Here is a 14,852-nt window from a genome sequence, read left to right as displayed (position 1 = left end):
TGGGCCCGGCGCCCGCCGCAAAAGCTATTTTCCGGCTGGCGGGGTGACGGGCGCCCGGTGGCGAAATCCCAGATCGACCCACTTGCGCCACGATGAAAAGGCCGATTTGGCGTGGCCCTCGGCCATGTGCCGGGCGAGGTTTTGCCACTGCTTTTCGTCGCACTGGCCGAAACCGTTGGCGGCCACGTGGGCCGACCGCCAGAACGGCAGGGTCGCCTGCAACACGGCGAATTCGCTTTCGTAGCGTTCGGCCTGCTTCAGTTCCGGCAGAACCTCGTTGACGACCAGGTTGTAGCAGGCGCGTGGATCGGCCAGCAGGTCGGCCACGGCGCGGAAGGTCGCGCGCAGAAACTTCTCGACCAGTTCCGGATTTTTCGCTTTCAAGTCGCGGTGGGTCATGATACCGACGCCGGGGATTTGGTTGTTGGCGCTCAGGGAATAGGTCTTCACATCGACGTCCAACGCCTTGAGCCGCAGGGGTTCGTTGTTGATGTAGCCCACGACCGCATCGACGCGGTTCTGTTTCAAGGCGGATACCTGGGTGAACCCGATACTGACCACCTGCACTTTGGCGAGGGGCAACCCCAATTCGCGCAGCATCGCCTTCAGGGCCAGGTACGAGGATCCGTAGGTCCCGCTGATGCCGATGCGCTTGCCCTCGAGCCGGCCATCCCGAAACAGGTCCTCGCGCGCCACCAGGGCGAGCGGATAGCGCTGGTACAAGGTCGCCACGTGAAGCAGGGGCATGCCGCGCGAGGCCGCGTGCAGGAAGGCGTCCGGATCGGCCGAGGCGAACTGGACCTTGCCCAGCGCCAACAGTTTGAAGATATCGGGGCCGATGGTGTAGTCCATTTCCAGTTCGAGACCTTCTTCGGCGTAGTAGCCGCGCTGTTGCGCCACGTAGAAGGGGGCGAATTGGACGTTGGCGATGTAGCCGGCCGCATAGGTCACTTTCTGGGGCGGGGCCTGGACCACCAAGCAGCATAACAAGACCGAAAGCATGGGCACGCTCCTGCGGGGACGAATGGGAGAGGGCGGCTCCAGCTTACACGAATCGGCCGCCACGTCGAAGCGATTCAGGCTTCGCAAGCGACCAACGCCCTGGAGCGAAGCACAGCCTATCTACACCGAAGCGCGCCCGCACCCAGTTCCCGCCTTTTCAGACAGGCGCCGAGCCTGTAGGTGGAGCAGCCTGCTCCACCAATCGAAGCCGACCAGGTTTCAAATTCAAGCCATCAAAAGGAGCGGAGCCCACTGCTTTCATACGATCGCCCACCGAGGAAAACGCCGCTCCCTATTCGAAGGGATTTCCCTTGCGGGCTCCGCAATACGCACAGGAACCTTGCTTTAACCTATTTACCCGTTATTGAGCATTTCGCCTAGAAAGGTCGGAATAGCAAACCCAGCGTTCCTGTCCAACGAATGGCTCCGCGTTTCTCTCGTTATTCGGGGACTTCTGCAATGCCCGCTTCGACATGGGTCATTCACGGATTCAGTCGCTTTGCTCTTCGGCATACCTGGCTGAATTTGAAACAGTTGCTTCGATTGGTGGAGCTGGCAGTTCCACCTACAGGCCCAACCTCACTCAAAACGATGCGGGAACTGCCAGCTAGGAATCACTTCGGGTGGGGCCTTTCCGCATCGCGACAGGCTCCGCTCCTCGGTGTCAAACTGCATTGTTTCCAACGTGGCTTCGACATGCCGGCCCAGCACCCGGGACGGGCCTGGCAATTACCGGGCACGCCGAGCGAAATGGGGTCGGGGCCTAGCGGCGCTTCTTGTTGTGCCAGGGGCCGAGCAGGATTTGCTCCAACGCCATGATCAGCATGTAGAACACGATCCCGATCATGCCCAACAGAATGATGGCCACGAAAAGCTGCGGCGTGTCCATCAAACCGTTGGCCTCCAGGATCAGGTGGCCGAGGCCCAAGCCCGTGCCGAGGAATTCGCCCACCACCGCGCCGACCACCGCCAACGGCGCGCCGATCTTCATGCCGGCCAGGATGCCGGGCACCGCGCTGGGCAGCTCCAGGTACAGGAACCGCTGCAACTTGCTGGCGCGCAGGCTGCGCATCAGACGCTTGTAGATCGGCGACTGGGCGTGGAATCCGGTGATGGTGCTGATGGTGGCCGGAAAAAAGACGATCAGGGCCGCCACCACGATCTTGGCTTCGATTCCGTTGCCGAGCCACAGGATCAGGAGCGGCGCAAACGCGACCAGCGGCACCGAGTTGGCCGCGATGAGGTACGGCGTCAACACCTTTTCCAGCAGGCGGATCTGAGAAATCGGGTACCCGCTCAGCAGCGCTCCGGCGATGCCCAGTAAATAGCCGATGACGATTTCGGTGGCGGTGATGCGCAGGTGGGGCTGAAGCGCCTCGACCTCCCACAGCTCGGTGAAGCGCTGGTACACCATGGAGGGCGAGGGAAACAGCCAGGCGGGCGGGGCGAAGATCGAGATGATCAGGTGCCAGGCCAGCCAGATGGAAAGCATGAAACCGGCGAACCCCAGACCCTTCAAAAAAATGTTGCGCAACACAAACGTTGCCTGCTTGACAAGCCAGTCGTTTCGACCGCGTGATGCGTCCTCCGTCCCGTTCACATCGGGGCTGCCGAGAGGTTGAGTCGGCTCATTCATCGCTCACCCCGTCTTCGTCTTCCGACGGGATCCGCGGCATATTCGGCTGAATGGGCAGGTGGGCACGCACGATGCGATTCAGTTCGGTGAAGCGCTCGGTTCGGAACGTCTCGTAGCCGCGCGGGCGGGGAATGTCGACCTCGAATTCCTTCAGGAACTTGCCCTCTTCCAACAGCACGATGCGATCCGACAGGATCAGGGCCTCGTCGATCGAGTGGGTGACGAACAGGATGGTTTTTCCGGTGCGTTGCCACAGCCGCAGCAGGTTGACGTTCATGTTCTCGCGGAGCATGGGGTCCAGCGCGGAAAAAGGTTCGTCCATGAGCAGCAGGTCCGGATCCTGGACCAGGGCGCGGGCGATGGCCACGCGCTGCGCCATGCCGCCGCTGAGTTGAAAGGGCAGGTAGTGTGCGGCGTAACCCATGCCGACCTTTTCCAGGGCCTCCATCGCCATGCGGCGCCGATCCTCGCGCGAAATACCGCTGATCTGCAACGGTAGGTAGATGTTTCGCAGCACATTGCGCCAGGGAAGCAGGGCCGGGCGTTGGAAGACGTACCCGATCGAGAGGTTTTTCTTGCGACGCTCGATCGTGCCGGAAGTGGGCTGGATCAGGCCCATGATCAAGTCCAGGAAGGTCGATTTCCCCGAACCGGACCGGCCCACGATCGTCACGAATTCACCCACGTTCAAATGGAAACTCAAGTCGCGCAGGACCACGACTCGCCGGTCTCCGCGACCGTAGGTCAACGAAAGGTTGTCGACCTTAATCAAGGGAGCTCCGGCCGGACCCATCGTCCGTCGCCGGCGGGGCCTCACCGGGCAGATCGCGCAGCCAGGCGATGTGGTTCCGTGCGATGTCGGGCGCCTGTGGATCGGTGGTCAGGACGTGGGAGCCCTCGGTCACGTGGTGGGTCGCCGCGCGCGGCAGCACCCGGCGCATGAGCTCCCAATTGCTGGCGATGGGAATGGTGACATCGGCATCGCCGTGGGCATAATAGACTGGCACCTTGATTTCCTTGAGCCGGGGGCGCAAATAGGCCGACTGGCGGTGCAAATCGACCATGGGCAACAGCGGAACGGACGTGTATTCGTGATTGTAGGAACCGGGATCCGGCCTGTTGCGGATTTTGGTCTTTTTCAGTTTGCCCACATACCGGAAGAGGCTCAATCGCTTGACCCAGGCGACGCGTTTCTCGTCGGCGACATTCAAGTAGAAAGCGGGTGCGAACAGCGTCAGGCTGTCGATGACGGGCAGCTCCACGGCGAGGGTTGCCGCGATCACACCGCCGTAACTCAGTCCCAGCAGATGCAGTCGCCGATAGCGTGCGCGAAAGTGTTGCAGCAGTGGTTTGAAGGGAATGGTCAATTCCCGGAACGTCAGCTTTTCCAGCAGGCTGACGTGACTGCCGTGGCCCGGAACCAGCGGTACGGCCACATCGTAACCGGCCTCGCGGTAGGCCTGCACGTATTGCCGCATGTCGGCCGGGCTGCCGGTAAACCCATGGATGAACACCACGATCGAATCGTTCCCGTCGAGGTGGTGAAACGGCTGACATTCCTTGCGAATGTGGGGATGCAGCGCAAAGCCGGGCAACGGTGCGTTCGCAATTTCTGACAATGGGGTTCTGGGCTCGGAAGGTGGCTGCATGTTCGGCTCGCTACGTATGGGCTGAGGTGATGACGTTCGACGGTTTCGCCCCATTTCCCCTGTGCTCGACAGGTTTTCGAAGGATCGCGGAGCGCGACACGACGACCTGGCTCCAAACCGCCAAGCCTATCCGATCGTGCGTTCGCTTTCAACCGCCTTCGAAGGGCAGTCGCGCCACGTGGTTGCGCCACCGCCATCCCGGGCACCCGCCCCTGCTGGATATCTCGGCATGGGGCCGCAATTCTTGACCTCGCCGGCCGATTGACCCCCGATCACCCTTTCCGACTTTTCTCTACCACGATTCAACCCTTGCGGTACACTTAGTGGGATTTGCAACTTCCCGGCTCCCGAGACCTCGACCAGGCTTGCTACGATGGCGCGCTTTTCTGTTGAAAACACTTGCTGCGCCACCGGTTTACCGATCATCGCCTGTTTGGATTGCGCGTATTTGGAGGTAGCCTAGTGCTGCTACGGCACAGAGAACCAACCGAGACCGGTCGACCCGGAACGACCCGACCGGAACCCGGCCGCCGCATGTTCCCGAAAAGTGTCGTCCCGCTGTTGCTCCTGCTGGCGCTGATCCCGACCGGCTGCTCCGAATGGTTTACCAGCACCCCGCCCGCCGATCAGGCTTCGGACACGACGCAACCGGAAAGCACCACACCTGCGCCGATGGTACCGCCGGTCGCCGAAAGTGGGGACCTGTCCGAATCGAGCGCCGATCCGGTCGTTCAGTACGACATCCAGGTGCAACTGGATCCCGACGCCAAATCGCTGCATGGCCACCAAACGCTGATCTACACCAATCACTCGCCGGACATCATCGAGGAACTCCAGTTCCATTTATATATGAATGCCTTCAAGGACCAGCATTCGATTTACGCACGCGAAACCCGCCAAATCTTCGGCGTCGGCCTCCCGAGCTACGGTTCGATCGCGTTGGACGACGTGGCCGTCAACGGTCGGCAGGCCCTGTCGCGCATCACCTATCCGCACCAGAACCAGGAGGGGACCGGCGACGAAACCGTGGCGACCCTGCCCTTGGATCAACCGCTGTTTCCGGGTGAACAGGTCTCGGTTTTCTTCGATTTCACCGTGAAGCTGCCCGAGAACACGGGCCGATCGGGCTATATCGACGACTTTTTCTTCATCGCCCAATGGTTTCCCAAAATCGGCGTTTGGGAGCCGGCCGGCCATCGCGGCCGCCAGGAATCCGGCTGGAACTGCCATCCCCACCACGCGCTTTCCGAGTTCTACGCCGATTTCGGGCGGTACCGGATCACCATGACGTTGCCCTCCGAGTACGTCGTGGGCGCCACGGGTATCAAAGCCGCCGAACAGCTCAGCGAAGACGGCACCCAGAAGACACTCACCTACATCCAGGATCGCGTTCACGATTTCGCCTGGACCGCCTGGCCTGGCTTCGAAGTCGTCGAACGGGTGTTTTCACTGGACGAGGCCGATTACCGGGAGGCCGAGGAACGGTTCGGTCTGTCGCACGAACAGGCCCAACTGCCGCCGACCCGCATGATTCTGCTGATCCGTCCCGAGCACCGCGACCAAACCGATCGCCATTTTCAGGCCCTGCGCGAAGGCATCAAGTGGTTCGGCTGGAAACTGGGGCCCTATCCCTACGAGTCCATGACGATGGTCGACCCACCCCGCGAGGCGACGGGGCTCGAGATGATGGAATATCCGACGCTGGTCAGCCTGTCCACCCACTGGTGGCAGCCCGAAGGTTACCGCGACCTGGAAGATTTGATCCTGCACGAATTCGCGCACCAGTACTTTCAAAGCATGATCGCCACCAACGAGTTCGAGGACCCCTGGCTGGACGAAGGCTTCGTCACCTACACCTGTCTGCGTGCGCTGGACGTCGCCTACGGCCGCCAACACTATTACCGGGTCATCAAGCAGGCGCCGGTGCCGCTGACCCGATTGATGGGATTCGCGGCCTTCCCGCCGGTGGAACAGGCGCGCTACAGCTTTCTGCCCGGCAAACGGGTGGACCCGATTCACCTGCCCGCCTGGGGCTTCAACTCCGGCGATTCCTATTACGGGAACGTTTACGAAGGCGCGGCCCTCACCCTGTTCCAGTTGGAACGGGAGCTGGGTGAACCGGTCATGGACGAGGTCCTGCGGACTTATTTCGAACGCTGGTCTTTCAAACATCCGGGCATCGACGCGTTTCGCGCCATCGTCAACGAGGTTTCCGGACGCGACATGAACTGGTTTTTCGATGCGCTGATTTTTAGCCACGGCTTCATCGATTATGCCGTGATGCCGGTCCGCTCGCTGGAACCCAGCGAGATCGAGATTTCGACCGAGAGTGACGACGAAATTCGCGAAGAAACCGAACCCGAGTTCGATTCGTTCGAGGCGCACCTGATCGAAGTCCGCAACCTGGGCACCCAGGCCTATCCGGTGACGATCGAAGTGCGGTTCACGGACGGTGAAGTGGTGCGCCGCGATTGGGACGGAACGGGCTCCTGGCATCGCTTCCGACTCCAACATCCCCATGCGGTCGAATCGGTATCGGTCGATCCCGAAAACAAGCTGATTCTGGATTTTCATCGGGCCAACAACACTTGGCGGGCCAAGCCCGACCAGGTCACCCCACGCGCGGTGAGCCTGACGCTCAGCACCCGTCTCCAACACCTCCTGCAAATCCTTTCCGGAGCCTTTTGACCATGAGCCGATCGATGCCGATGCCGAAGGCGTTTCTCCAAGGCTTTCGAGCCTCATTCGTCCACGCCCCCTGGGTCCTGTTCAAGTGGTTGATCAACGTGGCCATCAGCGCACTGTGCCTGTTGCCCATCTACCAGTTGCTGCGACGCGATCTGGAGCACGGCGTGGTTCAGGTTCGCGAGGAAGGCGGGCTCTCCTTCGCCTATTTCGTCGACTTCCTGTTCGCCTACAGTCGCGAGCTGTCGATCCTCGACCTGGCGTGGATGACCTTGCTGGGCCTCTTCGCCCTGGGGAACCTGGTCACGACCGCCGGTTTCCTGAGCGCTTTGGAACGGGGGCGCCAGGCCCCGTTCGGCGACGTCCTGGCGGCGGGTGTCTTTCGCGCGATCCCGCTGGGGTTGCTCGCGGCGATCATCGGCAGTGTCCTGTTTTACGGCTACCCCTTTATCGCATCGGCATTCCCTTGGATCGATTGGCCTTACGCGGACGGTCCCTGGCAATACGGGTTCGGCTTGGGCTTGGCTCTGTTGGGTATTTGCCTCGCCAGCCTGATCTACGATTACGCCCGCATCTTTCTGTTTCGAACCTGGACCTTCGAGCAGGACATTCCCGGTCCCGTTCGTCCCTTGTGGTGGTTGGTCAAGCCTCTGTTGGCGCTGACGCACGCGTTCGTCTTCATCGCCACCCACCCGTTGAAGGCGCCGGCCCTCTGGTCGATCTTCGCCCTGTTGAGCGCGGCCCTCGTGATGGCCAGCCAGCGGTTGCTGGACACGGGCATCGGTTGGGGCATCGTGCAGGTGCTCATCCTGGCCCGCATCGCCACGTCGACATCGGCGTTGGGCGCCCAGCGGGCCTTGACGCTACCGGTCGCCGACGCCGCGCCGGAAGCGGCACCGACGAAGGAACCCACCGGCGCCAAGCCGGCCGAGTCGGCGACCACGGGCGATCCGTTGACGGAATAGCGCTGCCTTCGTGGCCAATGCCGGAGGGATGGCCGCGAACGGTGAACATCCAAGCTGCCGGTGAACCCCGAACGTGAACATCCAAGCATCCGGGGGGCCGCGAACGTGAGCATCCGAGCATCCGGTTAGCCTCCGACGATGCGCATCCCGACATACCGCAAGGCTGGGATGGGCCTGCCCCGGGTCGCGCTGGAGGTGCGACCGGACGTCTCTCGGGACCACCATTGATAAAAACGCGGGCCAACGGCCCGCCACCAGCAGGCACCCCGGAGGGGTGACACATGACAGCGAAGGGTGAGGTGCCGCAGGCACCGTAACCCTGGTTGTTCGAGGTTCCCGGACCCCAGCCCTGGAAGGGCGGCTCCGCGAAGGGCTCTTCGGAAGGTGGCGGGTACTCCGCGTGGGGCACTTCCGAAGGTGGCGGGTACTTCGCGTGGATCCTTCCGAAGGTGACGGGTACTCCGCGAGGGTCCTTCCGAAGGTGACGGGTACTCCGCGAGGGTCCTTCCGAAGGTGACGGGTACTCTGCGAGGCACTTCCGAAGGTGACGGGTACTCCGCGAGGCACTTCCGGAGGTGACGGGTACTCCGCGAGGCACTTCCGGAGGTGACGGGTACTCCGCGAGGGTCCCCGTAGTCCCGCCCCTTCAGGGCTGGAGTTCGGGCACTCCAGGCAACTGTGGATCGCGGTCATTCGTTTGGACCCATGTTTGGATGGGCCCCGTCCCGGGCCAATCCTGAAGGGATGGCCAACCCCATGTTTGGACCACCATTGATAAAAACGCGGGCCAACGGCCCGCCACCAGCAGGCACCCCGGAGGGGTGACACATTTCAGCGAAGGGTGAGGTGCCGCAGGCACCGTAACCCTGGTTGTTCGAGGTTCCCGGACCCCAGCCCTGGAAGGGCGGCTCCGCGAAGGGCTTCCGGAGGTGGCGGGTACTCCGCGAGGGGCATTTCGGAAGGTGACAGGTACTCCGCGGAGGTCCCCGTAGTCCCGCCCCTTCAGGGCTGGGGTTCGGGCACTCCAGACAACCAGGGTTGCGTCGCCTCCGGCTCCTTAACCCTTCGCTGTACTGTGTCGTCCCTTCAGGACGCCCGCTGGTGGCGTGCCTTCGGCACGCGTTTTAAAAAATGGTGATCCAAACATACAGTTGGCCATCCTTTCAGGATTGGCCGCGGACGGTATGCATCCAATCTGCCGGTGAACCCCGAACGGTGAACATCCAAGCTGCCAGTGAACCCCGAACGTGAGCATCCAAGCATTCGGGGGGCCGCGAACGTGAGCATCCAAGCATCCGGTTGGCCTCGGCCAGGCATCCGTTCGGTCACAGACAATGTCCATCCCATGCGACGTCCCTTTCGGGGCACGGCCCCATCCCGCAACCTTTGACGTGAGAATTCCCACGCCCATCGCGACCTCCGGTCGCGCGTTCGACAACAGCCGCAACAGCTCCCACTTCCCGACACGCGGTGGAATGCGCTAAGCTAAGCCCGATCTACCACGACACATACCCAGGCGCACGACAGAGGAGCACGAAGTGTTGAAGGATACCCTCAAGGAAATGGCCCATGGCCGCATGGCCACGCCCGGTGAGGTCACCCGCGTCATGGAACAGCTCATGACCGGCAATATCGACCCCATCACGGCGGCGACCTTTCTTTCCCTCCAGATTCGCAACGGCATCGACGGACCCCAACTGCGGGCGGCACTCGATGTCATGATGCGGTTCGCCACCCAGATCTCGATTCAGGACCTCTTCGCGCTGGACAATTGTGGGACCGGCGGTGACGGCGGCGTTTCCTTCAACGTGTCCACCACCTCGGCCTTCGTCATCGCGGGCGCCGGCCATACGGTCGCCAAGCACGGCAACCGCGCCGTTTCCTCCACCTGCGGCAGCGCCGACCTGTTGGAGGCGCTCGGTGTGCAATTGGATCTGACCCCGGATCAGGTGCGCACCTGCATCGACGAGGTGGGAATCGGGTTCATGTTCGCGCCGGTGTTCCACCCCGCCGTACGGCATGCGGTCCCGATTCGCAAATCGATGGGCATCCGCACCATTTTCAACATGCTGGGACCCCTGGCCAACCCCGCAGGCGTGGGCAGCCAGCTCATCGGCGTCTTCGCCGAGGATTTGACGGAATTGTTTGGCGAGGTCCTGGCCGGCCTGGGCAAACGGGCCTTCGTCGTTTGGGGCGAAGACGGTTCCGACGAAATCAGCCTCACGGGCCGCACCAAGATCACGGAAGTCCATGACGGCGAATTCAGCTCGCGTCTGTTCGACCCCCGCCGCCACGGCTTCGACCTGGCGGAGCCCCACGACCTGGAAGGCGGCACCCTGGAACGCAACCTGGACATTTTCCGCTCGATCCTGCAAGACCGGGAATCCAACCCGGCCTCCGATCTGGTGATTCTGAACGCGGGCTTCGCCATGTACGCCACCGGGAAGTACACGGAACTCGAAGACGCTTTCGCCGACGCACGGGATGCCATCGAAAGCGGCCGCGCCTGGGAGAAAGTGCAAACCCTGGTCTCCTGGACCACCGAACAGCCCAAGAATTCGGGGGGCGATTAAGTCGCTTCCCCAACCCGGTGCCCAGCATACCGTCCAGCCGGGAACGACAACCAGGGCCGCCATCCTTCGCACGATTCAAGCGTTATGTTTTCAGCGACTTTCGTCCGAACAGTTGCTCCTCGATCGTGCACCTCCGATCGAACCTCACCGCCATCGCCAAACCATGTTTCGCCTGGGTTTTCATGGGTTCGCAGCTTTGGTAGCACTCTCCCGCCGCATAGAACGTGATTCCTTCGAGGAAAAAGCGAGCGCCGTCCGCTCGCGCGTTCTTTTCGAAGGTCCCCTGTGCTAAGTTTGTGGCTCACGGAATTCGTCTTCCGGAATCCGCAACGCCGAGCAGGCCGCCGCGGCGGTAGAAGGGGCACCAATGGACATTCTCTCGCAAATCGTCTCTCGCACGCGCGACATTCTCGAGACCCGTAAGCGGGAACTGCCACTCGCCGACCTCGAGGCGGCGGCTCGGGCGCGGCAACGTCCCCATCACGCCTTGACCGCGGCACTTGCAGCCTCCACCGATCCGCTGGTCATCGCCGAATTCAAGCGCAAGAGCCCTTCCCGACCCAATATCAACATGGAGGCCGATCCGGTCGCGGTCGCCAAGGCCTACGCCGCGGGAGGCGCCGCGGCCATGAGCATTTTGACCGAACCGGATTTCTTCGCCGGCAGTCCGGACGATCTGCGCAAGGTCGCCGATGCGGTCTCCATCCCGCTGCTGCGCAAGGATTTCGTGATCGATCGTTACCAACTGCACGAGGCCAAGGCGTGGGGCGCCGATCTGGTGCTGCTGATCGCCCGCATCCTCGAACCGTCCCAGTTGGCGGAACTCCAGGCCGAAGCCCGCGAACTCGGTCTGGAAACCCTGTGCGAGATCCACAACCTGGATGAATACGAACGGGTCGGCGACACGCCCATCGATTTCTTGGGCGTGAACTGTCGCGACCTCAAACGGTTCGCCACCAACTTGGACCAGTTGATCGACATCGTCCCGCACCTTCCCAAGGCGACGCCCTGGGTCGCCGAAAGCGGCATTCACGCCCCCGAGGACGTGGCCCGACTCCACGAAGTCGGCTACCGCGCCTACCTGGTGGGCGAGTACCTGATGAAGAGTCCCGATCCCTCGGCCCGACTCGAGGAACTCAGGACCGCCAACCGCTCGTCCACAAGCGAGACCGCGCCCCCTTCCTAACCGACCGAAGCATCATCGGTGTTCCGTGCCGCACCCCCTGACACGGCGCACCATCAACCATTCCAAATCTCCCCCGTTCAGCCTATGCCAATCACTTCCCCTCCCCCCACACGCGACGAACGATCGCGCACCTATCGCCCGCGCATCAAGATCTGCGGATTGACCCGCGAGCAGGACGTTCGCGCAGCGGCCGAACTGGGCGCCGATCTGTTGGGCTTCATTCACGTGCCAGGCAGTCCGCGGCACCTGGATCTGCACCGCCTGGCCGAGCTGTTGGCCACGGTCCCACCCGGCCCGGAAACGGTCGTGGTGGTGCGAAACGAACCGGACGCGACCCTGAAAACTCTGCGCAACCATCTGAATTTTCATTGGTTTCAGTTCCACGGTGACGAATCTCCGGAGAAGGTAGCCCAATGGGGCGGCTACAAAGTGGTCCACGTTCCGGCGGATGCCACCAGCCTGGACGCGACGATCGCCCCGCGCGATCCCTTTTTCCTCTTGGACACCAGCGTCAAAGGCCAGAGCGGCGGTACGGGCAAAACCTTCGATTGGGGCCTGTTGGCTCGAGTGGAAGGTGCTTGCCTGGTGGCCGGCGGTCTTCGCCCGGACAACGTCGGCCGCTTGGTGGAGACGTGGCATCCCTGGGGCATCGATGTCTCCAGCGGGGTGGAATCGGCCCCGGGTCGAAAGGATCCCGACGCCCTGCGGCGCTTTTTCGCCGAAATCGATCGCGCCTGCGGGCGACCGGCCACATCGCGAGCGACGGGCCAAGCCCCCCACGACAGCGGTACCCTCCCGTCCGCCACCGGTAGAGAAGATCACTCCTCACGATCTCGACGACATCAACCCATTCAACCCGAGCGAGACTCGGCGCCCAAGAACCAAAATCAGGAGAACTCATGAACAGCATGAAGAGCGAAGCCTACCAGCAACCGGATGCTCAGGGTCACTTCGGCCCCTTCGGAGGCCAATACGTTCCCGAAACCCTGATGCCCGCGTTACACGAACTCGAAGACGTGTACCGCAACCTGGACGATGCGTTCTGGCGTGAGTACCGCTACTACCTGAAGCACTACGTGGGGCGGCCGACGCCCATCTACGAGGCCAAACGATGGTCGGCCCACGCCGGCGGCGCGCGCATCCTACTCAAACGCGAAGACCTCAACCATACCGGTGCCCACAAGATCAACAACACCATCGGCCAGATCCTGGTCGCCCGCAAAATGGGCAAAACCCGCATCATCGCCGAAACCGGCGCCGGCCAACACGGCGTCGCGACCGCGACGGTGTGTGCCCTGTTCGACATGCCCTGCGTGGTCTACATGGGTGAAGAGGACGTGGCCCGCCAAGCGCTCAACGTCTACCGCATGCGCCTCCTGGGCGCCGAGGTCCGGCCCGTATCCAGCGGCTCGCGGACCCTCAAGGACGCCACCAACGAGGCCATTCGCGATTGGGTCACGAACGTGGCGGACAGCTTCTACATCATCGGCAGCGTGGTGGGGCCGCATCCCTATCCGGCCATGGTTCGCGATTTCCAGAAGGTCATCGGCGAAGAGTGTCGCGCCCAATTGGCCGAAATCGCCGCCGGGGCCGATGCCGTGGTGGCCTGCGTGGGCGGTGGCTCGAACGCGATGGGCATGTTCTATCCCTTCATCGAGACCGACGCCCGCCTGATCGGGGTGGAAGCGGCCGGCAACGGTCTCGATGCCGAACACGCGGCCTCGATCTCCAAGGGCGCGCCAGGCGTCCTCCACGGCGCCATGTCGATGCTGTTGCAGGAACGCGGCGGACAGGTGGCCCTGGCCCACTCGATCTCGGCCGGCCTGGACTATCCGGGTGTCGGTCCCGAACACGCCTATCTGCACTCGATCGGTCGCGCCGAATTCGTCTCGATCACCGATGCGGAAGCCCTGGAAGGCGTGAAGCTGATTTCTCGGTTGGAGGGCATCATCCCGGCCCTGGAGTCGGCCCACGCGGTCGCCTACGTGAACAAGTTGGCGCCCACCATGAATCCCGACCAAACCATCGTGCTCAACCTCAGCGGTCGCGGTGACAAAGACATGAACACCTACGAACAACACATCAAAGCAGGAGCGCACCAGTGACAAAGAAATTGTTGGTTCCCTATCTTACCGCCGGCTATCGGGAGCTGTCCTGGTTCGAGCCCCTGGTCCGCGAACTGGACCGATCCGGTGCGGATTACATCGAGATCGGCGTGCCTTTTTCCGATCCCATCGCCGACGGTCCCACCATTCAGGCCTCCAGCCAGATCGCGCTGGACAACGGCGTGACGGTGCACTGGATTCTCGAAGAGATCAAGCGCTTCCGCCACGAAATCAAGGCCGAGCTGATCTTTTTCAGCTACTTCAACCCCATCAATGCCTTGGGCGGTATCCCGGCAGCGGCCCGCGCGTTGCGTGAAGCCGGGTTCCACGGCGTGTTGGTGCCCGACCTGTCGTTGGAACAGGCCGAATCCTTCGCCAAGGAAATGGGTGCCGAAGGCGTTCACTACATCCCGTTGATCGCACCGACGACGACCGCGGAGCGCCTGGCCCGCATCGCCCCGGTCACGACGTCGTTCGCCTACGGCGTTTCGGTCACCGGCGTGACCGGGGCGCGTCAGGGCGTCGCTCGCGGACTCGACGACTACCTGGAACGGGTGCGCGGCCATCTGGGCCAAAAGCCCTTCGTGGTGGGCTTCGGCATCTCCACTCCGGAAGACGCCGCCCACATCAGCCGCTTCGCCGACGGTGTGGTTGTCGGCAGCGCCCTGGTACGACGCATCGGCGAGGCGCCGGATCTGCCCACGGCCCTGGCTTCGGTCGGTCAATTCATGGGTAGCCTCCGTCAGGCCATCGACTCGGAAGAGACATAGGATTTGGGCGGGTCCGGTACCTGTCGAACGGGCAGGCACCGGACCCGTTTCCCACGGTCTCGGCCAACCCGCCATCGGCCCCGAAAGTCCCTAGACCCAACGCCGAAACCGCGTTGGGCCACAAGGGAAAGGGCCACAATAGACATGGACATTCAATTCAGGTCTGATATGATCGGGGGTTGGGTTCAAACCCCTGGCTCAGGCTCTTTCGGCGCCGCCCGCCATTTCGCACCTCGAAGGTGCATCATGCTGTCTCAAAAAGAGATATGGGTTGCCGCGCC

At 62.5% G+C, this 14,852-nt stretch carries 11 protein-coding genes; 7 read left to right on the top strand and 4 right to left on the bottom strand.

Going from position 1 to position 14,852, the window contains the following annotated elements; translation table 11 throughout:
• Window positions 1-24 precede the first annotated feature (24 nt).
• The 4 genes from J3U87_RS15340 to J3U87_RS15325 form a co-directional block, all read right to left on the bottom strand.
• Entirely contained in the window at window positions 25-1,002 is a 978-nt protein-coding gene (locus J3U87_RS15340) for an ABC transporter substrate-binding protein (RefSeq protein ID WP_237383931.1), read from the bottom strand.
• Window positions 1,003-1,765: 763 nt separating this feature from the next.
• On the bottom strand, window positions 1,766-2,638 hold the full coding sequence (locus J3U87_RS15335) for an ABC transporter permease (protein ID WP_237383930.1): 873 nt from the start codon (window positions 2,636-2,638) through the stop codon (window positions 1,766-1,768).
• Entirely contained in the window at window positions 2,631-3,410 is a 780-nt protein-coding gene (locus J3U87_RS15330; protein WP_237383929.1) for an ABC transporter ATP-binding protein, read from the bottom strand. The genes J3U87_RS15335 and J3U87_RS15330 overlap by 8 nt, the downstream gene beginning before the upstream one ends.
• Window positions 3,403-4,257: an alpha/beta hydrolase gene (locus tag J3U87_RS15325; RefSeq protein ID WP_237383928.1), complete on the bottom strand. Its 855-nt coding sequence runs from the start codon at window positions 4,255-4,257 to the stop codon at window positions 3,403-3,405. The genes J3U87_RS15330 and J3U87_RS15325 overlap by 8 nt, the downstream gene beginning before the upstream one ends.
• Before the next feature lie 564 nt (window positions 4,258-4,821).
• On the opposite strand from J3U87_RS15325, the gene J3U87_RS15320 reads away from it, so the two are divergent.
• The 7 genes from J3U87_RS15320 to trpA all read left to right on the top strand — a co-directional run bounded on the left by J3U87_RS15320 (window position 4,822) and on the right by trpA (window position 14,571).
• Window positions 4,822-6,975, top strand: coding sequence for a M1 family metallopeptidase (locus J3U87_RS15320; protein WP_237383927.1), 2,154 nt, complete (start codon window positions 4,822-4,824; stop codon window positions 6,973-6,975).
• 2 nt (window positions 6,976-6,977) lie between these two features.
• Window positions 6,978-7,937: a hypothetical protein gene (locus tag J3U87_RS15315; RefSeq protein ID WP_237383926.1), complete on the top strand. Its 960-nt coding sequence runs from the start codon at window positions 6,978-6,980 to the stop codon at window positions 7,935-7,937.
• Between the two features lie 1,538 nt (window positions 7,938-9,475).
• Window positions 9,476-10,510: an anthranilate phosphoribosyltransferase gene (gene trpD, locus J3U87_RS15310; protein WP_237383925.1), complete on the top strand. Its 1,035-nt coding sequence runs from the start codon at window positions 9,476-9,478 to the stop codon at window positions 10,508-10,510.
• Between the two features lie 367 nt (window positions 10,511-10,877).
• Window positions 10,878-11,696, top strand: coding sequence for an indole-3-glycerol phosphate synthase TrpC (trpC, locus tag J3U87_RS15305; protein WP_237383924.1), 819 nt, complete (start codon window positions 10,878-10,880; stop codon window positions 11,694-11,696).
• An 84-nt stretch (window positions 11,697-11,780) separates the two neighbouring features.
• Window positions 11,781-12,599, top strand: a complete 819-nt coding sequence (locus tag J3U87_RS15300) for a phosphoribosylanthranilate isomerase (RefSeq protein WP_237383923.1) — start codon at window positions 11,781-11,783, stop codon at window positions 12,597-12,599.
• Between the two features lie 5 nt (window positions 12,600-12,604).
• On the top strand, window positions 12,605-13,801 hold the full coding sequence (trpB, locus tag J3U87_RS15295) for a tryptophan synthase subunit beta (protein ID WP_420038305.1): 1,197 nt from the start codon (window positions 12,605-12,607) through the stop codon (window positions 13,799-13,801).
• Window positions 13,798-14,571: a tryptophan synthase subunit alpha gene (trpA, locus tag J3U87_RS15290; protein ID WP_237383921.1), complete on the top strand. Its 774-nt coding sequence runs from the start codon at window positions 13,798-13,800 to the stop codon at window positions 14,569-14,571. The genes trpB and trpA overlap by 4 nt, the downstream gene beginning before the upstream one ends.
• The last annotated feature ends 281 nt before the right edge of the window (window positions 14,572-14,852 follow it).

Origin of the sequence: Sulfidibacter corallicola, from assembly GCF_017498545.1 — a bacterium.
GTDB classification, from domain to species: Bacteria; Acidobacteriota; Holophagae; order Acanthopleuribacterales; family Acanthopleuribacteraceae; genus Sulfidibacter; species Sulfidibacter corallicola.
This window is presented reverse-complemented; position numbering and strand designations above follow the sequence as displayed.